This is a genomic window from Bifidobacterium parmae (assembly GCF_002860365.1).
Lineage (GTDB): Bacteria > Actinomycetota > Actinomycetes > Actinomycetales > Bifidobacteriaceae > Bifidobacterium > Bifidobacterium parmae.
In genome coordinates, this window is sequence record NZ_NMWT01000013.1 from 118130 (window position 1) to 138194 (window position 20065).

A 20065-nucleotide genomic window follows, 5' to 3' on the forward strand; every position below is an offset into this window, starting at 1 on the left:
TCGAGCGCCCGCCGCACCGCCCATCCGCAGGCCCGGCCATGCGCACGATGCAAGAGAAAACGACATACAAAGGACGGGTACGAGAAACATGACGTCGCTGCTCGAAGGCACTCCGGACAAGCGTATGGCGGTGGTCACCGGCCGCGCCTACCCCGAACTGGCCGATCAGGTCGCCGCATGTCTGGGCACGAAGGTGTTGGAGACCACCGCCTACGATTTCGCGAACGGCGAGATGTACGTGCGGTTCACCGAACCGGTGCGCGGCGCCGACGTGTTCGTGCTGCAATGCCATTCCGGCAAGATCAACAAGTGGATCATGGAGCAGCTCATCATGATCGACGCCCTGAAGCGCGCCTCCGCCCGCACGATCACCGTGGTCGCGCCGTTCATGGGCTACTCCCGTCAGGACAAGAAGCATCAGGGCCGCGAGCCGATCACCGCGCGTCTCGTCTACGACCTGTTCCGCACGGCCGGCGCCGACCGCATCATGACGGTCGACCTGCACGCCTCCCAGGAGCAGGGCTTCTTCAACGCGCCGGTCGACCATCTGACCGCCACGCCGGTGCTCATCGACTACGTGCGCAACCATCTGCCGCTCGAGAACACGACGATCGTCTCCCCGGACGCGGGCCGCATCAAGGTGTCGGAGCGTTGGGCCGCGAAGCTCGGCAACCTGCCGCTCGCGTTCATCCACAAGACGCGCGACATCACCCGTCCGAACCATGCCGTCGCGCACGGCATCATCGGCGACGTCGTCGACCGTGACTGCGTGGTCGTCGACGACATGATCGACACGGCCGGCACGATCTGCGAGGCGGTGCACGCCCTGCGCGGCGCCGGCGCACGCTCGGTCACGCTGGTCGCGACGCACGGCCTGCTGTCCGGCCCGGCCGTCGAGCGCCTGTCGCAGTGCGGCGCGCGCGAGATCGTCCTGATGGACACGGTGCCGGTTCCGGAGGAGAAGCGCCTGCCGAACATGACGGTCCTGTCGGTCGCGCCGCTGCTGGCCGCCGGCATCCGCTCCGTGTTCGAGGAGGGCTCCGTGCAGACCCTGCTCGAAGGTCTCCCCGAGGACATGCGCCCCCGCAACATCTACGCGTGATTCCGTGTCACCACTTCCCTCTGACGAGGTAGGTGGGTGGCGCGAAGCGCCGGAGGGAGAGACGCCCCGACAACGGGAAAGCCCCAAAAACCCCCGAAGCCCTTGATTGGGCTCCGGGGGTTCTTTCTTGCCTACAAGGGGTACATCCGTCCTCTCCCCCAGTGGTTTCTCGCCTACGAGGGGTACCCAAACCGCCGATGACGACCAAATATCACCGTCATCACGCCGCAAATGCCCGATGCACCTCACCTTCGGTACCCCTCATAACGCAGATAGGCTTCCGCAACAGCACCGAACCACCCCTCGCAACGGAGATACGACGGAAGCACCCCCAACGGAGATATCCCAAACCGCCGCCGCATCCCGCATCAGCCCCGTGAGGCGATTCGCGCGAATCGCCTCACGCCACCGGCGCGAACTGGCTGTTGTACAGGTCCGCGTAGAACCCGCCGGCCGCCAGCAGCTCCTCGTGCGTGCCGCGTTCGATCACGTCGCCGTGGTTCATCACGAGGATCATGTCCGCGTCGCGGATCGTGGAGAGCCGGTGCGCGATCACGAACGACGTGCGGCCCACGGTGAGCGCGTCCATGGCCTTCTGGATGAGCTCCTCGGTGCGCGTGTCCACGGACGAGGTCGCCTCGTCGAGGATCAGGATCGGCGCGTCCTGCACCATCGCGCGTGCGATGGTGAGGAGCTGCTTCTGCCCGGCGGACAGCGACGTGTTCTCGTCGAGCACGGTGTCGTATCCGTCGGGCAGCGACATGATGTAGTGGTCGAGCCCCACCGCCCGGCACGCCTCACGGATCTGCTCGTCGGTCACGCCCGGCTTCGCGTAGGCGATGTTCTCGCGCACGGTCCCGTGGAACACCCACGTGTCCTGCAGCACCATCGAGAACTGTTCGTGCACGTTCCAGCGTGGCACGCTCGCCGTGTCGACGCCGTCGATCGCGATCCGCCCGCCGGCGATGTCGTAGAAGCGCATGAGCAGGTTGACCATGGTGGTCTTTCCCGCGCCGGTCGGTCCGACGATCGCGACCTTCTGCCCGGCCGTCACGTTCGCGCTGAAATCGTTGATGATCGGCTTTCCGGGTTCGTATTCGAAACGCACGTGGTCGAACGTCACGTCGCCGCGTGCCGGCGCGTCGGCGCGAGCGCCGAGCAGCGCCGGTTTCGCGCTTTCGTCGGTCATCTCCGGCTCCTCGAGGAAGCCGAAGACGCGCTCGGATGCGGCGGCGCAGCGTTGCAGGTTCTGGAACGCCTGCGCGAACTGCGAGAGCGGTTGCGTGAACAGTCGGATGTACATCATGAACGCGACGATGACGCCGAATTCGATGTCGCCGTTCATCGCGAGCGCCGCGCCGACGACGCACACGACGACGTAGCCGAAGTTGCCGATGAACTGCATGAGCGGCATCATCAGTCCGGAGAGGAACTGCGACTTCCAGCCGGAGTCGTAGAGGTCCGCGTTGTACTTTTCGAAGTCGCGGATGGCGGCGGCTTCGCCGTTGTACGCCTTGACGATGAGGTGGCCGGAGTACATCTCCTCGACGTGGCCGTTGACCTGGCCGAGCGCGACCTGCTGTCGGGTGAAGTAGCGTTGCGACGCCTTCATGATCGCCATCATCAGGATGAGGCCGACGAGGCTCGCGCCGATCGCGCACAGGGTCATGATGACGTTGTTCCAGAACATCATGACGAGCGCTCCGACGAACAGCGTGACGGACGTGATGAGCGAGCCGAGCGACTGGCCGAGCGTCTGTCCGATCGCGTCGACGTCGTTGGTGATGCGGCTCAGCACGTCGCCGTAGCTGACCTTGTCGAAGTAGCTGAGCGGCAGCTTGTTGATCTTCTCGCTGATGGATTCGCGCAGGCGCTGGGCGGTGCGCTGGGTGACGTTCGCCATCAGCCAGCTCTGCACGTAGCTCAGCACCGCGTACCCGACGTACAGCGCGACGAGCGTGAATCCGATGCGCGAGACCGCGTCGAAGTCGACGGCGCCCATGACCGGGCGGCCGTGGACCATCGCGGGCAGGCCCTTGACGATCTCGTTGGTCATGTCCTTGAGTTTGTCCGGTCCGACGATCTGGAAGATCGTTCCGGTCGCGCCCAGCACGAGCGCGATGATGATGACGGGGATGTAGCTCCTGCAATACCGCACGAGCTTGCCCATCACCTCGCCGAAATCCTGCGGTTTCTCGACGGCGCCGCGCCCCGGCCCGCCATGTCCCATAGGTCCTGGCATTATTCCATTCCTTTCACAAAGTCCAATCGGCGTGCGCTCCGCGCATCCCACATCCCCTGTCCCCCTCAGTCCGGCCTCCGCCTCGCGCCACGCGCGACTGAGGGGGGGTGACTGAGGGGCTTCACAACCGCCCTGCGCCTACGCCGTCAGTTCGGTCTGACTCAACTGGGATTCGGCGATCTGCCGGTACACGTCGCAGTCCTGGAGCAGCTCCTTGTGCGTGCCTTGACCCACGACCTTGCCGTCGTCGAGCACGACGATCCGGTCCGCGTTCATGATCGTGCCGATGCGCTGCGCGACGATCAGCTTGGTCGCGCCTTTCGCGTGTTCCGCGAGCGCGTCGCGCACTTCGCGGTCGGTTTTGAAGTCGAGCGCGCTGAACGAGTCGTCGAAGATGAGGATCTCCGGATCGCGGTAGACGGCGCGTGCGATGGAGAGTCGCTGCTTCTGTCCGCCGGACACGTTGGAACCGCCCTGCGCGATGGCCGCGTCGAAGCCGCCGTCCATGCGCGAGACGAATTCCGTGGCCTGCGCGACGTCCGCCGCGATCTTGACGCGAGCCATATCGATGGTCTGGTTCCGGGGACCACCCCCAGTCCGCTCCGCGGACAGCCCCCGCCGGCGGGGGCCGGAGGTCGCACCATCCCGCTCCTCACCGCCTCCCGCCGGCAGGAGAGAACGACCGCCCATCTCACTGCCTCCCGCTGGCGGGAGGTGGCGCGTAGCGCCGGAGGGTGGTTCGGCGGCGCCGGCCGCCGCGCGCACGTCGTCGCCGTACGCCGCGCGCGCGTCGTCACCGTACGCGACGTTGCTCGCGACGGTGCCCTTGAACAGCACGGATTTCTGCGGCACGTAGCCGATGCGGTCGCGCAGGTCGGTCACGTTCCAGTCGCGCACGTCGACGCCGTCGACGAGCACCTGCCCGGCGGACACGTCGTAGAACCGCGGGACGAGGTTGATGAGCGACGACTTGCCGGAACCGGTGGAACCGATGAACGCGACCGTCTGGCCTTGTTTCGCCGTGAACGTGACGTGTTCGAGGATCGGCTCGCGCGAATCCGGGTAGGTGAAGCTGACGTCGCGGAATTCGACGGTGCCGTGCGCGTCGTGGCCGAGGCGCGTCACGTCGGCGGGAGTGTCCGCGCCGTCCTTGACGAGCGGATCGGTGTCGAGGACCTCCATGACGCGCTGCGCGGACACGTCGGCGCGCGGCCAGAGCACGAACACCATGCTCATCAGGAGGAAGCTCATGATGACCTGCACGGAGTAGCTGGAGAAGACGACCATGTTGGAGAACACGGTGAGCTTGTCGGTGAGATCGGCGGCGTCGATGAGGTAGGCGCCGATCCAGTAGACGGCGAGCATGAGGCCGTTCATCACGGTGTTCATCAGCGGCATCATGACGGCCATGGCGCGGTTGGTGAACAGCTGCGTGTCGGTGAGGTTCTTGTTCGCCTTGGTGAACTTGGCTTCCTGATAGTCCTCGGCGTTGTAGGCGCGCACGACCCTGAGGCCGGTGAGGTTCTCGCGGGCGACGAGGTTGATGTCGTCGGTGAGGGCCTGCATGGCCTTGAATTTCGGCATGACCATCGCCATGAGGACGACGATGGCGACGAGCAGGACGACCACGGCGATGCCGGTGGCGAGCGTCCATTCAAAGCCGTCGCCGGCGATCTTCGCGATGGCCCACACGGCCATGATCGGCGATTTGACGATGAGCTGCAGGCCCATCGTGATGAACATCTGGATCTGCGTGATGTCGTTGGTGGAGCGGGTGATGAGGCTCGCGGTCGAGAAGCGGCTCATCTCCGCCGGTCCGAACGATTCGACCTTCGCGAATTCGAGCGAGCGCAGGCGCTGGCCGAAGCTGGCGGCAACGCGCGCGGCGATGAAGCCGGTGACGACGGCGCAGGCGACCGAGCCGAGCGAGACGAGCAGCATCTTGCCGCCGGCGATCCAGATGTCCGCCATCTCGCTGCCCGGCGTCTCGACGAGCGTGGTGATGTCGGACATGTAGTCGGGCAGTTTCAGATCGAAGAAGACCTGCCCCACGATGGTGACGAGGGCGACGAGCATCTGCCCGACCTCCCCCTTGGATAGATATCTCATAATACGAAACATGCTGTTGCGATTCCCCTTATCTGCCTGACAACACAATCGATGGCCCGGCCCGATGCCTTCTGCCCCCTCTGACGAGGGAGATGACCGACGCACCCTCCCGCAGCCTCCCTCTGACGAGGGAGGTGGTGCGAGCGCCGGAGGGAGAAGACAGCCATCGAGCGAAGGAGGCAATCGCCACCCCGTACTCTGCTCCCCCTTGAGGGGGGGGGGAGCTGTCCGCGAAGCGGACTGAGGTGGTGTTACCGGTACCACCACCGATTGATTTATCTTTGCCCCATAAATTACTTACACTATAAGATATTTTCAAACCCGACGGCGTGTCCCCTGTAGCCGCAACGCATAGAAGCGAACGGAAAGACAGAGCAACGGAGAGGGGGGATGGAGGGGCGTCCTACTCGCTCTCCTCGAACGCCTTGCGCACCTCTTCCGGCGTAGGCCTCGGGCCGCCGGGGTTGCAGATCGACATGTACGTCATGAATTCGCACGTCAGTTCGACGAACTCGCGCGTGCGCCGCTCCCCCATCTGCGAGAAGATCCAGCGTACGGCCGAACGCATCTTCTCCATGTCACACTCGATCTCCGCACGCCCGGCATCGGTGATCGCGACCCGCACCACGCGACGGTCGTCCGGGTCGGGCTTGCGCGTGACGAATCCCTTCTTCTCCAGCGACGACAGCACCGACGAAACACGCCCGGAGCTGACCCGCAGAGACTCGGCCAGTTTCGACGGCGTCATCTCCCCATGGAAGGCGAGCTGGCGGAGTGCGAAGACCTCGCCGTGGGCGCCGCGGTTGAGCTCGCGCTGCATCGCGGACCGGTGACTCCACACCTTGGAGTACAGCTCCTCCACCGCTTCTTCCTCAAACCCCATCGTTGATCCTTTCCTTGCGCGCATCGCCCATTTCCCCAATCAATATATCTCACACTATAAACAATTTACCCTCGCAGACAATGTCCGCGGCATCGCTTCAGCACTCAGAGACACACCCCGTCGAACCGACGGCGACATATCTCAAGCCCCCGGCAACGCATGCCCCTCCGACTCTCATCCAAGGTCTTCGAAATAGCAGACAAACCCATGCAACACGCCCAAACCAGCTAATTTAATGTGACCTACCTTACACAATCAACCGCTTTCCTAGATTTTGGACCAGACTACGCGTATATTGGACACTGAAACGTTGGCACGGAGGCTGGCGGCCACCACGGCACGGAAGCTGAAGGCCCAAGGAAGGGGAACATGATGACTCGTAACCTATGCAGTATCGCAGGATGCACACATGAAGCGGAAGAGGCCGGTATGTGCGGCATGCACTTCACCGCCGCGCTCGTGCACGGCGCGTTCCAGTACACCGCCACCAGCCGCGCTCACAGCTGAGCGGCTCCGCCAGCGGCCCAGCCGCATACCGAATCGATAATTCCAGACGGCACGAATCAGTCAAGAGGTACAGCATTACGGGCCCACAACGTCACAGCAGACGTATGGGGGTACGCGCAGTGGTTGTCCGCTCGTAATCGACGAATTCGCGCCGTTTTTCTTGTTTTCGGGGCTTGAGTGCGTCAGCCGAGCGCCGCGAGCTCCTCGCCGGTCAGGTGCAGGTCGATCGCAGCGAAGGAGTCGCGGATCTCGTGCGGGTTGCGGGCGCTGGGGATGGTGAACAGCCGCCCGTAGCACGTGAGCTCCCATGCGAGCACGACCCTCTGGTAGGAGACGCCGCGCGCCGCGGCGACCGCGCGGAACGGGTCGTAGGCGTGGCTGTCGAACGGGTCGAGGAATCCGCCGAGCGGCGACCAGCAGACGAAGTCCAGTCCGAGCGAAGCGCAATGTTCCATCGTGTGTTCCGGATCGGGGTGCGACGGCGAGAACTGGTTCTGCACGGCGATGAGCCGGTCACCGAGAATCCGCCGCGCCACGTCGATCTGCTCGTTGTTCACGCGGGAGACGCCCGCATAGCGGATCACGCCCTCGTCGAGCAGCGTCTTCAATGCGCCGACCTGGTCCTCGTAGGGCACGGCAGGGTCCGGCCCGTGCGAATACAGCAGGTCGAGCGCGTCCACGCCGAGATGCCGCGCGGATTCCTTCGCGTCGCGGATCATCGTCTCCGGCCGGGAATCCGCCATCCACCCATACCGACTCCCCTCCGCCTGCAGATGCTGACGAGAAGCCTGACCTTCCTCGCTGCGCCCCCCGGCAGGGAGAGCTGTCGGCGAAGCCGACTGAGGGGGTACCGCGGGCCCATCCACCTCGATCGTCCGCCGATACCCGGTCTTCGTGGCGACGATCACCTCGTCGCGCGGCCCGTCCCATGTGGCGAGCGCGTCGCGCACGAGCATCTCGCCATACCCGAAGTCGCCCGGCACCCCCGTGCCGTCCGCTCCCGGCGCGGACGGCAGATAGTACGACCATGCGGTGTCGAGGTACCGCACGCCCGCGTCCAGTCCGGCGTGAATCGTCGCGATCGCGGTCTCACGGTCGGGCCGCCCTTCGATGGCGAGCGCCATCGTCCCCATGCCGAGCCGCGGCACGCGCCGCTTCCCCGCGAATTCGACGATGTTCGGCTGTTCCTTAGGCTCCTTGGCCTCCCGCGATGCTGTCATACCGTCCATCATCGCACAATCCAAGCCCCCGAACCTCCGTAACCAGCCCGGCTCGAAACCAGCGGCCCCTACTTCCCGAGCGCGGCCTTGAGGTCGCGATTCTGGAAGCGGTCGTGGAGCAGGCAGTAGCCGCCGAACACGGCGAGCCACACGAGTCCGGCGATGCCGGAGCCGATCGTGTCGGATGCGAGGAACAGCGTCACGTAGATGAATACGAAGAACACGATGGCGAAGGTGTTCGTGAACTTGTACGCGGGCATGATGAATCCGTCGCTGATGAAGTCGGCGGAACGGCGGTAGCGCTGGTGCGCGAGCATCGTGAGGATGTAGATGAAGATGATTACCGCGCTGGATGCGGACGAGAACAGCACGAACGCGCTGTGTACCTGCGGGAACGCGTTGATGACGGGCGACATGAGCACGCACGCGGCGGAGATGAGGATCGCGCGGGCCGGCACGCGGCGTTTCGACACGACGCCGATCTTCGAGAACGCGGGCGAGTCGGATTCGCTGGCGAGCTGGTAGAGGTGGCGTCCGGCCGAGTAGAGGAGCGAGTTGAGCGACGATGACGCGGCGGTGATGACGACGAAGAAGACGAGCGCGGACGCCCAGTTGAGTCCGGCGTATTGGAACACCATGATGAACGGGGATGCGAAGGAGCCGTCCTTGTTCGGTGTGAACGAGGTCCATGGCACGATGCACATGATGGCGACGAGCGCGCCCACGTAGAAGATGAGGATGCGCATGATGATCTCGTTGATGGCCTTCGGCAGCACCTTGCGCGGGTTCTGCGTCTCGGAGACGGTGACGCCGACGAATTCGATGGCCTCGTAGGCGAAGAACACCATCTGGAAGCTCATGAGGAACGCGAGCCAGCCGTTGGGCGCGATGGAGAAGTCGTGGAACAGGTTGGCGAGGCTGGCGGTGCCGGCGGGCGAGACGCCGTCGTGTCCGGGGATGTGGACCGCGTCGTAGTGGTAGCCGACGATGACCATGACGACGGCGGTGACGATCATCGCGCAGATGAGCGTGATCTTGATCATCGAGAACCAGAATTCGGCTTCGCCGAACGCTTTCACGGCGATGAGGTTGATGGTGGCGAGTACGACGAGGAACACGAGTTCGATGAGCCATTTCCATGGGGTCAGGTCGATGTCGAACGTGTTGAAGAACGTGATGAAGTAGGTGGAGACGGCGGTGATTTCGGTCATGCCGATGAGCACGAGCACGATCCAGTATGACCATCCGGCGAATTTGCCCCACCCGTTGCCGAGGTAGCGGGTAATGAAGTTGATGAACGTGTGCTGGCTCGGATCGCGGTACATCATCTCGCCGATGGCGCGCATCAGCATGAACATGACGAGGCCGACGCCGATGTATACGAACACGATGCTGGGGCCGGTCAGGGCGATGGATTTGCCGGAGCCGAGGAACAGGCCGGTGCCGATGGTGCCGCCGATGGCGATGAACTGCACGTGGCGGTTGTTGAGGCCACGGTCCATCTCGTTGCCGGCGTCGAGGGATTCGACGGATTCGAGGGTGGAGGCGGGGTCGCCGGCGTTACTACTACCGGGCGCGCCGGCCGCGCCCATACTGCTTGTGCTCTTCTCGTCAGACATAGCCCGCGAGTTTACCGTCAGTTTGTTTCAAAGAAAAGAGCCGAATCCGCTCCGATTATTACCGCCCGGTTTCGGAGGGGCGGGTTGCGGAGGGCCCCCTCTGGTGAGGGGGCCGGAAATCAGGGACTACTTGGCCGAATCGGCGAGGAGCGGGGCGACCTGCTCCTCGTAGGCGGTGAGGGCGGTGTCGATCACGTTGTGCATGTCGTAGTACTTGTACGTGCCGAGACGGCCGCCGAACACGGTCTTCGGCTCGGCCTTGGCCTTGGCCTCGTACTCGGCGTACAGCTTCTTGTCGGCGTCCGTGTTGATCGGGTAGTACGGCTCGTCACCGCGCTCGGCGAAGCGGGAGTACTCCTCCCACACGACGGTCTTGTCCGGGTTCTGCTGCTCGCGACGCTCCGGGTTGAAGTTCTTGAACTCGATGGCGCGGGTGTACGGCACGTCCGCATCGGAGAAGTTCATGACCGGGCAGCCGAAGTGGTCGCCCTCGTCGTAGCGGACCTCCTTGAAGTCCACGGTGCGCCACTTGAGGTCGCCCAGCTCGTAGTCGAAGTAGCGGTCGATCGGGCCCGTGTACACGACCGGCACACCGGCCGCCTGCAGCGCCTTCTTGTTGTACGGCTGCGACTCGTCGAAGAAGTCGACGCCCAGCTCCACGGTGATGCGCTCGTCGTCAATCATGCGCTCCATCCACTTCGTGTAGCCGTCCTTCGGCAGACCCTCCCAGGTGTCCTTGAAGTAGCGGTTGTCGTAGTTGAAGCGCACCGGCAGGCGCTTGATGATCGACGCGGGCAGCTCGCTCGGATCGGTCTGCCACTGCTTGCCCGTGTAGTTCTTGATGAACGCCTCGTACAGCGGGCGGCCGATCAGCTGGATGCCCTTGTCGTTGAGGTTCTGCGGGTCGGTGCCGGCCAGCTCGCCGGCCTGCTCCTCGATCACGGCCTTCGCCTCGGCCGGCGTGTACGCCGCACGGAAGAACTGGTTGATCGTGCCCAGGTTGATCGGCAGCGGGTAGACGACGCCGTCATGCGTCGCGTACACGCGGTGCACGTAGTCGGTGAACTCGGTGAAGCGGTTCACGTAATCCCACACTCGCTTGTTGGACGTGTGGAACAGGTGGGCGCCGTACTTGTGAATCTCGGCACCGGTCTCCTCGTCGAAGTACGAGTACGCGTTGCCGCCGATGTGGTCACGCACGTCGATGATGTGCACGCGCGCGCCCGTGTGCTCCACCGCCTGCTGCGCGACCGTCAGGCCGAACAAGCCCGCGCCCACAATCACCAGATCCGGATACTGCGAATTCTCCAGCGTATTGTCCACCATGGCTTCAAACCTTTCACCGTCCATGTGCGTTTTGTCGCATCCCATCCTACCGGCCACCCCGCCGAAATCCGTCGTGCATATGCGCCGATACGATGATGGGCATGAGCGATTACGGGAATCAGGGATCATCCGCGGCGATGTTCGCACCCCACCACATCCTCGTGACGGGCGGCGCCGGATTCATCGGCGCGAACTTTGTGCACTGGGTGGCGCGCGAACAGCCGGACGTGCGCATCACCGTGCTCGACAAACTCACCTACGCGGGCAAACGCGAAAACCTCGACAGCGTGCCCACGGACCGGCTCACGTTCGTGCACGGCGACATCTGCGACGCCGGACTGGTCGAAACGCTGCTGACGGGGGCGGCGGAGCGCGACGGCGCGACGCACGCCGCCGAAGCCGCGACCGCGGCGACGCCGCCGATCGATGCGATCGTCCACTTCGCCGCCGAATCGCATAACGACAACTCGATTCTCGACGCGACGCCGTTCCTGCGCACCAACATCGACGGGACGTACGTGCTGCTCGAGGCGGCGCGACGGCATGGACTGCGCATCCACCACATCAGCACCGACGAGGTGTACGGCGATCTCGCGCTCGACGAGCCGCGCAAATTCACCGAAACGAGCCCGTACAAGCCATCCAGCCCGTATTCGGCATCGAAGGCGGCGAGCGACCATCTCGTGCGCGCATGGCACCGCACGTACGGGGTGCGGGCGACGATCAGCAACTGCAGCAACAACTACGGGCCGTACCAGCATGTGGAGAAGTTCATCCCGCGGCAGGTGACGAACATCCTCGCCGGAATCCGGCCGAAACTGTACGGGACGGGCGCTGCGGTGCGCGACTGGATCAGCGTGGAGGACCATTGCAGCGCGATCTGGGCGATCCTCACGCGCGGGCGCATCGGCGAGACGTATCTGGTGGGCGCGGACGGCGAGATGAGCAACATCGACGTGCTGCGCATGATCCTTTCGCGCATGGGGCGCCCGGCCGACGATTTCGACCATGTGGACGACCGGCCGGGAGGCGACAAGAGGTATGCGATCGACGCTTCGAAGATCACGCGAGAACTCGGATGGCGGCCACGCCACACCGATTTCGCCGCGGGCCTCGACGAGACGATCGCATGGTACCGCGACCACGAAAGCTGGTGGCTGCCGGACAAGCAGGCCACCGAGGAGAAGTATCGCAAACAGGGGCACTGAGCGGGGCGCCGAATACCCACCACAGGACTTTCGACTAAGCTGGTGCGCAGCGAAACATGGAAGTCTCATAGAAAGCGTGCGGATATGAAGATCGCGGTTGCCGGTACCGGGTATGTGGGTCTGTCGGTGGCGTTGCTGCTGTCGCAGCACAACGAGGTGCATGCGTTGGACATCGTACCGGAGAAGGTCGAACTGCTCAACGCCGGCAAGAGCCCGATCGTGGACAGGGAGATCACCGCGTTCCTCGACGCCGACAGGTCCGGCGAGCGCCCGCTCGACTTCCAGGCGACGCTCGACCCGGAGCAGGCGTACACGGGTGCGGACTACGCGATCGTCGCCACGCCCACGAACTACGACCCGCGGAAGAACTACTTCGACACGTCCAGCGTGGAGGCGGCGATCGAGGCGATCCGCACCTACGACAAGACCGCGTGGATCGTCATCAAGTCCACGATTCCGGTCGGATACACGCAGCAGATCCGCGAGCGCTTCAACGACAAGCGCATCCTCTTCTCCCCCGAGTTCCTGCGTGAGGGCCACGCCCTGTACGACAACCTGCATCCGAGCCGTATCGTGGCCGGCGCCCCGCAGGATGACCCGGAGGCGGTCGAGGCGGCGCACACGTTCGTGGCGTTGCTCGCCGCCGGCGCCGACCCGGCGGAGCGGGACCGCACGAACCCGGACGGCACGACCGGCATCCCGGAGCTCGTGGTCGGCACCACGGAGGCGGAGGCGATCAAACTGTTCGCGAACACGTATCTCGCGCTGCGCGTCGCCTACTTCAACGAGCTGGACACGTATGCGGAGAGCCGCGGCTTGGACACGCGCGAGATCATCAAGGGCGTCTGCTACGACCCGCGCATCCGCGACGACTACAACAATCCGAGCTTCGGCTACGGCGGCTACTGCCTGCCGAAGGACACGAAGCAGCTGCTCGCCAACTACGATAAGGTCCCGCAGAACCTGATCGAGGCGATCGTCGAGTCGAACACCACGCGCAAGGATTTCGTGGCCGACGAGATCCTGCAGCTTGTGGACAAGGCCCGCGCGGCCGGCAAGGAGCGTCCGGTGGTGGGCGTGTACCGGCTCACGATGAAGTCAGGTTCGGACAACTTCCGCCAGTCCGCCGTCCAGGGTGTGATGAAGCGCCTCAAAGCGAAGGGCGTGGATGTGGTCGTCTACGAGCCGACGCTCGACAAGCCCGATTTCTTCGGCAGCCCGGTCACACACGATCTGGCCGCGTTCAAGCGCGACGCCGACGTGATTATCTCCAACCGTTGGAACGCGGATCTCGCCGACGTGAGCGACAAGGTGTACACGCGCGACCTGTTCCGGCGCGACTGAGCGTCCGCTTGCGTGCGGCCCTCGCGGAGATGCCGCACGCAAGTGAATATCAAGTGAATTCGTCCTGAACCTGCGTTTACAATGTGCCGGTACGTTGCCGGAGCAGGGACAGGTGGAGCACGTGGACGAACCGCAGGACCAGGACAAGGACGTGGACGGCGTCTCCGTGGAGCAGGAACAGCCGGCGCAGACCGAACACGCCGACGTACGCCCGGCGATGCTCGACTTCGTCGATTTCAGGCATCACGCGCATATGCCCATAACCGACGCCGAAACCGATGCCATGACCGCCTCCATAGCGGACATCAAGACCTCGGACGCGTTCGTCATCGCCATGAATCCGCCGATCCGACTGCTGCTCTCGGCGCTCAGGTCACTGCTCGATCTGTGGCGGAAGCGTCCGAAATGCCCGTACACCCTGTACGTCGTCGTCATGGCGTTGATGACGGCCGCCGCCACGATCTTCATCCAGTGGGGCATGTATTCGGAGCCTTCGTATGACGACCCGAATGCGGTGGACGACACCACGAAGGCCCTCAACAGCGTGAACGGCCAGCTCACCCGGTTCGTCGCGCAGATGTGGCTGTCAGGCGACGGTGCAAGCGACCTCAAGCTCAACTGGCTGCTGAACTTCCTCGCCTTGGGCATGATCTATCTGGTGCTCGTGTTCGTGCTGAACCGTTTTTGGGTGGCGACGGCCGTTTTCGCGATCGTGATGAGCGTGTACGCGGTGGCGAACAGCATCAAGATGGTTCTGCGCAACGAGCCGATCCTTCCCTCGGACCTGAGCTTCATCTCCAGCGGCAATGGCGGCGAGATCAGCTCGTTCATCCCGGAAGACAGTCAGGCGTTGGTGGACGGCACGATCACGATGCTCGTCTGGCTGACCGTCATCTGCCTGATTCTCCAATTCCTCGACGGCCGCCGCTGCGTGATTCCGTTTCACTGGTGGCGTCCGTTCCGCAACGTGAGGACAGTCATCGGCAATCTCACGCGATTCGTGGCGGCTGGCACGAGCATCGCGTTGCTCTGCTCGTTCACGTGGACGTTGAGCATTCCCGGCGCGTGGGGCTACGAGTGGGCGAAAAGCTGGGGCGATGTCCCACAGCCATGGAGCGCCACCGGCGACGCGACGATCAACGGCGCGGTCATCAACTTCCTGCGCCTGACCCACCCGAAGATCATGGACAAGCCGGAGGGGTACAGCCGGGAGACGATGGAGGCGCTGGCGAAGAAGTACGCCAGACAGGCGAAGGCCACGAACCAGACGCGCGCGAACAATCTCACCGACAGCACGGTCATCATGGTCCTGTCAGAGACGTTCTCCGACCCGACGCGCGTGCCCGGCATCAGCCTGCTCGAGGATCCGATGCCGAACATCCGTACCGTCAAGGATTCGACCACGTCCGGGCTCATGCTCTCCCCCGGTTACGGCGGCGGTACGGCGAACATCGAATACCAGACGCTGACCGGCCTGGATCTCGCGTTGTTCGACGATTCGATGCAGTCCATATACCAGGAGCTCGTCCCCCACCAGAAGAGCCCGTACTCGTTCAACCAGATCTGGAACGCGCGCTATGGCAAGACCGGTTCCACCGCGTTCCACCCGTACTACAAGAACATGTACCTGCGCGACACGGACTACAAGAAGTTCGGGTTCGACCACTTCTACACGTTGGACAGCGATCCGGCCATCACTCATCAGGACAGGATCGACAACAATCCATACGTGAGCGACGCGGCAGCCTACCAGAACGTACTCGACCAGGTCAACAAGGAGTCCCACCCGCAGTTCCTGCAACTGGTCACGATGCAGAACCACATGCCGCACGACGGCTGGTACAACGACAACCAGTTCTGGGATGCGAACGTCTCCGAAAACCTGGGCGACGGTGAGCGCTACGCGGTGAACACGTACATCAAGGGCTTGAGCCTCACCGATCAGGCGACGGCCGACTTCCTGAACCAGTTGAACACGATGGACAAGCCAGTCACCGTGATCTTCTACGGTGACCATCTTTCCAGCGACTACGTGACCGCCGCATCGGACAAGAACAACACGCTCACCTTGCATGAGACCGACTATTTTATCTGGTCGAACCAGGCGTCCGGCGCGGCCGGCGCCGGCGTGAAGCTCGACCCGGCGACGGCCAATACGAACTACACGTCGCCGAACTATTTCATGGCAATGGCCAGCGAGCACATGAACACGAAGGTCTCCCCGTATCTGCAGTTCCTCTCCTCCGTGCGCGCCGATCTGCCCGCCGTGGAGCGTCTGGTGCTCGGAGCGGGCGGTTTCACCGACGACACGTCCACCACGTATCTGGACGGCAACGGCAATCCCATCAAACGCAAGAACCTCTCCAAGGAGCAGAGGCAGCTGCTCAAGGAGTACCGTCTCATCCAGTACGACATGACCGCCGGCAAGAACTATCTGGCCGGCACCAGCTTCTTCGGCATGAAGTAACAGACGACAATCAGATAGTTTTGCCATGCGGCGGTCCTTTACCACCGCATGGCAAAACCTTGGAAATTAGGGTTCTTAGGACAACCCCACCAACTAATCGTATTATTCCGAGGCGTTAATCGGATACTTCGGACACTTGTCGATGTGAAGGCACCGGGGTCTCACGCCCCACGGCCGCATAATCGCACGGCGACAAGCAACAAGCAAACCTGTAGGAAATCCGCCCGAACCTGCATGGTCCGAGACCGAATGTGTATGGCTCCTCCTCGAACCTGTAGGGTTCAGAGACCAACCTGCAGTATTCAGACACGAACCTGCACGGGTAGGCCCTGAAGAACCGTCAATCCGCGAGAACAACCGGCACAGATTTTGGCGGAATTCCGAGCTTCCTCGAAAGCAGTCCCAGCCCGGGAACCGCCTTCTTCAGCACCACACCGTGCACGTTGCCGCTCCAAGCCTACACGTTCACCCTGGAATACTACAGGTTCGGGGCTGAACCATGCACGTTCGTCACCGAACCATACAGGTTCGTCCCAAAACCACGCACATTCGCCTTCCGGCGCTTTCCAGCTTTCCAGCCTCCCGGCCTTCCGACCGTGACTACCCCACGCTCACCACGAACGGGCTCGCCGGTAGTTTGGCCGAGTCGTAGAGCGTGCTGGCGCTGTTGGGCGCGAGCCCCCCACAGGTAGCGCACCGGCGTGACAGCATCCACGTCGTCGGAGTGGACAATCACCTGATTGCCTTGCACGGTGGCGTCGGCCGCGTGGAACACCCCGTCCGAACCGGCCACTTCGAAGCCCTGCAGCGTCGTCGCGGTCACCGCGACAGGTTCCGTCGCGGTCGCTTTCAACGTGTAGTTCGGTTTCATCGCGCGCAGGCCGTCGTCCGGCGCACACCGACCTCGTTATACTGACTGGTATGGTACAGGCACAGGCTGCAGCCGGAGACACGGCTTTTGAGGATACGCCCAGCGGCGCACCAGACACGACACCGACGTCACCGATCACGACACCACGCACGACGCCCACCCCGGAACCGGCCACGCGCTGGGAGACGGTGAACCGCGTCGTCTACCCGATGCGCGACGCCGACCAGACGATGCCGTTGTACGCGGTGAACTGGCATCCCGCGCATTTCGACCCGAGCGTGTTCGACGAACGCGACAACCTGGTCAGCGCGGATCCGAACGGCATGACCCGTTCCGAACTGTCCCGGCTCATCGCCGCCAGCCGTCGCGCGGCGGTCGAGGAGCCGCACGGGTTCGCCGTCGACTCGCGCAACACGATCACGTTGGCGGCGGGCACGCACCTGTCGCTGTGCACGTATTTCAACGCGTTCCCGGCCGGCTATTGGCGCTACTGGACGCGCGTGAGGAGCGTGCGGTTCGTCGCGTGGGCGACGGGCAAGGGCACGGTCACGCTGTTCCGCTCCACGGCGCGCGGTCTCGCCGCGCCGGTGGAGACGTTCACGATCGACACGAAGCATGGTGACGGCGGCCCGGAACGTCTCACCGCGGAACTGTCGCTCAAGGGCATGCTGGACGGCGGCTTCTACTGGTTCGACGCGTGCGCGGACGCCGACGCGTCGCTGACGGTCGGCGACGCGGTCTGGCAGGTCCCGGCTCGCGTGCGTCGCACGCGCGAGCCGGGTACGGTGTCCGTCGCGATCACGACGTTCAATCGTCCCTCCTACTGTCTGGACCAGTTGCGTGCGATCGCCGGCGAACGTGAGCTGCGCGAGCGTCTGGACACCGTGTATTGCACCGATCAAGGCACGGATCTGGTGCGCGACCAGTCCGGTTTCGCCGAGACGGCGGACGACCTGGGCGGTCAGCTCACGTATATCCGTCAGGGCAATCTGGGTGGTTCCGGCGGTTTCTCGCGCGGCATGTACGAGACGGTGAAGGCGGGCGCGAGCGACTACACGCTGCTGCTCGACGATGACGCGATCAGCGAGCCGGAGTCGATTCTGCGTGCCGTGCAGTTCGCGGATTACACGGTGCGTCCGGTGCTGGTGGGCGGCGGCATGTTCCATATCGACCATCGCACGGTATTGCACGTGCAGGGCGAGCGGTATGACGCGCGTGCGCAGTGGATGGAGCCGTCGCGCGGCGCCGAGTTCAATCATGATTTCCGTTCGGAGCCGTTGGCGGACAGTCCGTCGATGCACGGCGTGCGGTTCTCCGATTTCAACGGATGGTGGTTCTGTCTGATTCCGGTCGAGACGATGCGCGAGATCGGATTGGGATTGCCCGTGTTCATCAAGTTCGACGACATCGAATATGGTCTGCGCGCGAAGCGGCATGGATTCCCGACGGTGAGTCTGCCGGGCGTGGCCGTATGGCATATGGGCTGGCATGACAAGGATCCGGCGCGTGGCTGGGAGGAGTATTTCCAGGTGCGCAACCGGTGGGTCTGTGCGCTGCTGCACTACCCGAACGCGGGCCGTGCGGCCGCGTTCCGCATGCTCTACGAGGAGGCGAATCTGGGATTGCGCATGCTCTATTCGGGCATGGAGCTGAGCCAGTTGGCCCTCGCCGACCTGTTGAAGGGCCCGGAGTATCTGGTGGAGTCGCTGCCGACGAAGATCGCCGAAGTGCGCAAGGCGCGCAAGGGCTTCACGGACAGCGTCACGTATTCGAGTCCGCTCGACCTGCCGGAGCCGGACGACCACGCCGATCGCGCGTGGGCGCCGGCCGGCGCGCGTGAGGTGACGAAGCGCGGCATGAAGGCGGTGCTCGCCGCCCTGCGCGCCCGTCCCCGCGCCGACGGTGCGAAGGACGAGGCGCCGCAGGTGGCGATTCCGGCCCGGTTCTCGATCTGGCCGTCGTTCATCGGCGTCCGTTCCGCGATGGTCACGTCCGCCGACGGCGATTCGGTAGCCTGGTTCCGCCGCGACAGCCGCCTCTACCGCCGCAACATGCGCAAGTGCTTCAACCTGGTCCGCCATCTCGCCCGCGACTGGAAGCGCCTCTCCAAGGAATACCGCGCCTACGACCTCCCCTCACTGAAGACATGGGAGCGGATCTTCAAGAATCCGAAGCAGTAAAACGGAGGGGGTCGCTCACGACTGTGAGCGACCCCCTAACCCGGAATCACGCTTCCGGCTGCTGCGGGAAGTCGACCTTCGGGTTGAACTTGATGGCCTTGAGCAGCTGGCCGTAGATCTTTCGGCGCAGCGGACGGGCCACGTTGCCGCGGCGCATGGCATTGTGGACCATGATGCAGAAGTACAGATACTGCCACACGTTGCGATGGTGCAGACGGTAGGACCCCTCGTTACGGGCTCCGTAGGAGAACTTCCACACGTTCTTGTCGTTCACCATGGAGTAGTTGACGCCCTGGTTCACACCCATATCGTGCAGCACGACGCTGTCGGTCACTTCGACACCGGGGCACGACTTGGTGATGCGCAGCGTGTATTCGGCGTCATCGAACCAGATGAAGTACTCCTTGTACGGCAGACCGAAGGCCTCCATCACCCAGCGCGGGACGAGTACGGAGACGAACGAGCACGAGGTGACCATGACCAGGTTGTCGTAGCCCTTGGCCTGCAGGCGGCCCCAATCCCAGGTGGGGACCGGGTTGTTCATCTCGGAGATGGAACCGTCGATGAACTTGACCATCGAGCACACGTAGGGCACGTCCGGGCCAAGCGCCTTGACCGCATTACCGTAGCCTTCGAGTAGCTTCTCCAAGGCGGTGGGCTGCGGGTAGCCATCGTCGTCGAAGATCCAGACGAAATCAGCACCGAGTTCGTAGCCTTTGCGCATGCCGGCGGAGAAGCCGCCGGCACCGCCAGCGTTCTCCGGCAGGGTGACGATGGTGATCTTCACCTTGTCCTTCAGCGCGAAGTCACGCTCGTATTCGGCCAGATAGGCGGCAGTATCGTCGGTGGAGGCGTTGTTGACGATGACGAGCTGCTCGGGCAGTCGCGTCTGCGCTTCCAGCGAGGCAAGCACGTTCTTGAGTTTCTCAAGACGGTTGTAGGTGACGACGATCGCGGCGACCGTCTTGTTTGCGGATGGCATGATGA

Annotated in this window: 14 protein-coding genes; 6 read left to right on the plus strand and 8 right to left on the minus strand. The window is 63.7% G+C overall.

Features of this window, described 5'->3' with window-relative positions; translation table 11 throughout:
• Positions 1 to 88 precede the first annotated feature (88 nt).
• Positions 89 to 1102 carry a ribose-phosphate diphosphokinase gene (locus tag Uis4E_RS05955; protein ID WP_101622287.1) on the plus strand — a complete coding sequence of 338 codons (1014 nt, stop codon included), beginning with the start codon at positions 89 to 91 and terminating at the stop codon, positions 1100 to 1102.
• A gap of 400 nt (positions 1103 to 1502) precedes the next feature.
• Here the strand turns inward: Uis4E_RS05955 and Uis4E_RS05960 are convergent, their stop codons facing one another.
• The 3 genes from Uis4E_RS05960 to Uis4E_RS05970 all read right to left on the minus strand — a co-directional run bounded on the left by Uis4E_RS05960 (position 1503) and on the right by Uis4E_RS05970 (position 6336).
• A complete protein-coding gene (locus tag Uis4E_RS05960) occupies positions 1503 to 3344 on the minus strand; it encodes an ABC transporter ATP-binding protein (protein ID WP_101622288.1) in 1842 nt (613 codons plus the stop codon).
• A gap of 138 nt (positions 3345 to 3482) precedes the next feature.
• The gene (locus Uis4E_RS05965; protein ID WP_101622289.1) at positions 3483 to 5465 is read right to left on the minus strand and encodes an ABC transporter ATP-binding protein; all 1983 of its coding nucleotides are present in this window, start codon (positions 5463 to 5465) and stop codon (positions 3483 to 3485) included.
• Positions 5466 to 5856: 391 nt separating this feature from the next.
• Positions 5857 to 6336, minus strand: coding sequence for a MarR family winged helix-turn-helix transcriptional regulator (locus tag Uis4E_RS05970; protein WP_101622290.1), 480 nt, complete (start codon positions 6334 to 6336; stop codon positions 5857 to 5859).
• A gap of 369 nt (positions 6337 to 6705) precedes the next feature.
• Here Uis4E_RS05970 and Uis4E_RS11860 point away from each other — a divergent pair, with 369 nt between their 5' ends.
• Positions 6706 to 6843 (plus strand): hypothetical protein, encoded by a 138-nt coding sequence (locus Uis4E_RS11860; RefSeq protein ID WP_165784869.1) that lies wholly within the window; start codon positions 6706 to 6708, stop codon positions 6841 to 6843.
• Positions 6844 to 7025: 182 nt separating this feature from the next.
• On the opposite strand, the gene Uis4E_RS05975 is transcribed toward Uis4E_RS11860, so the two are convergent.
• From Uis4E_RS05975 to glf, 3 genes are all read right to left on the minus strand, one after another.
• Entirely contained in the window at positions 7026 to 7976 is a 951-nt protein-coding gene (locus tag Uis4E_RS05975; protein WP_243394373.1) for an aldo/keto reductase, read from the minus strand.
• A gap of 155 nt (positions 7977 to 8131) precedes the next feature.
• The gene (locus Uis4E_RS05980) at positions 8132 to 9655 is read right to left on the minus strand and encodes an amino acid permease (RefSeq protein ID WP_101622292.1); all 1524 of its coding nucleotides are present in this window, start codon (positions 9653 to 9655) and stop codon (positions 8132 to 8134) included.
• 153 nt (positions 9656 to 9808) lie between these two features.
• Positions 9809 to 11008, minus strand: a complete 1200-nt coding sequence (glf, locus tag Uis4E_RS05985; protein WP_101622293.1) for a UDP-galactopyranose mutase — start codon at positions 11006 to 11008, stop codon at positions 9809 to 9811.
• Positions 11009 to 11109: 101 nt separating this feature from the next.
• Between glf and rfbB the strand changes: the two genes are divergently transcribed.
• The 3 genes from rfbB to Uis4E_RS06000 all read left to right on the plus strand — a co-directional run bounded on the left by rfbB (position 11110) and on the right by Uis4E_RS06000 (position 16027).
• Positions 11110 to 12216, plus strand: coding sequence for a dTDP-glucose 4,6-dehydratase (gene rfbB / locus Uis4E_RS05990; protein ID WP_101622294.1), 1107 nt, complete (start codon positions 11110 to 11112; stop codon positions 12214 to 12216).
• A gap of 84 nt (positions 12217 to 12300) precedes the next feature.
• On the plus strand, positions 12301 to 13560 hold the full coding sequence (locus Uis4E_RS05995) for a UDP binding domain-containing protein (RefSeq protein WP_101622295.1): 1260 nt from the start codon (positions 12301 to 12303) through the stop codon (positions 13558 to 13560).
• A gap of 151 nt (positions 13561 to 13711) precedes the next feature.
• Entirely contained in the window at positions 13712 to 16027 is a 2316-nt protein-coding gene (locus Uis4E_RS06000) for an LTA synthase family protein (protein ID WP_423734920.1), read from the plus strand.
• A gap of 478 nt (positions 16028 to 16505) precedes the next feature.
• Here the strand turns inward: Uis4E_RS06000 and Uis4E_RS06005 are convergent, their stop codons facing one another.
• Positions 16506 to 16898, minus strand: coding sequence for a hypothetical protein (locus Uis4E_RS06005; protein ID WP_101622296.1), 393 nt, complete (start codon positions 16896 to 16898; stop codon positions 16506 to 16508).
• Between the two features lie 50 nt (positions 16899 to 16948).
• On the opposite strand from Uis4E_RS06005, the gene Uis4E_RS06010 reads away from it, so the two are divergent.
• On the plus strand, positions 16949 to 19078 hold the full coding sequence (locus Uis4E_RS06010) for a glycosyltransferase (RefSeq protein WP_165784872.1): 2130 nt from the start codon (positions 16949 to 16951) through the stop codon (positions 19076 to 19078).
• Between the two features lie 46 nt (positions 19079 to 19124).
• Here the strand turns inward: Uis4E_RS06010 and Uis4E_RS06015 are convergent, their stop codons facing one another.
• Positions 19125 to 20060, minus strand: a complete 936-nt coding sequence (locus Uis4E_RS06015) for a glycosyltransferase family 2 protein (RefSeq protein WP_243394370.1) — start codon at positions 20058 to 20060, stop codon at positions 19125 to 19127.
• Positions 20061 to 20065: the final 5 nt, after the last annotated feature.

Bases quoted from the DNA above. Each gene is read 5' to 3' on its own strand.
- Uis4E_RS05955 (WP_101622287.1), top strand. From the start codon at position 89: ATGACGTCGCTGCTCGAAGGCACTCCGGACAAGCGTATGGCGGTGGTC.
- Uis4E_RS05960 (WP_101622288.1), bottom strand. From the start codon at position 3,344: ATGCCAGGACCTATGGGACATGGCGGGCCGGGGCGCGGCGCCGTCGAG.
- Uis4E_RS05965 (WP_101622289.1), bottom strand. From the start codon at position 5,465: ATGTTTCGTATTATGAGATATCTATCCAAGGGGGAGGTCGGGCAGATG.
- Uis4E_RS05970 (WP_101622290.1), bottom strand. From the start codon at position 6,336: ATGGGGTTTGAGGAAGAAGCGGTGGAGGAGCTGTACTCCAAGGTGTGG.
- Uis4E_RS11860 (WP_165784869.1), top strand. From the start codon at position 6,706: ATGATGACTCGTAACCTATGCAGTATCGCAGGATGCACACATGAAGCG.
- Uis4E_RS05975 (WP_243394373.1), bottom strand. From the start codon at position 7,976: ATGGGGACGATGGCGCTCGCCATCGAAGGGCGGCCCGACCGTGAGACC.
- Uis4E_RS05980 (WP_101622292.1), bottom strand. From the start codon at position 9,655: ATGGGCGCGGCCGGCGCGCCCGGTAGTAGTAACGCCGGCGACCCCGCC.
- glf (WP_101622293.1), bottom strand. From the start codon at position 11,008: ATGGTGGACAATACGCTGGAGAATTCGCAGTATCCGGATCTGGTGATT.
- rfbB (WP_101622294.1), top strand. From the start codon at position 11,110: ATGAGCGATTACGGGAATCAGGGATCATCCGCGGCGATGTTCGCACCC.
- Uis4E_RS05995 (WP_101622295.1), top strand. From the start codon at position 12,301: ATGAAGATCGCGGTTGCCGGTACCGGGTATGTGGGTCTGTCGGTGGCG.
- Uis4E_RS06005 (WP_101622296.1), bottom strand. From the start codon at position 16,898: ATGAAACCGAACTACACGTTGAAAGCGACCGCGACGGAACCTGTCGCG.
- Uis4E_RS06010 (WP_165784872.1), top strand. From the start codon at position 16,949: ATGGTACAGGCACAGGCTGCAGCCGGAGACACGGCTTTTGAGGATACG.
- Uis4E_RS06015 (WP_243394370.1), bottom strand. From the start codon at position 20,060: ATGCCATCCGCAAACAAGACGGTCGCCGCGATCGTCGTCACCTACAAC.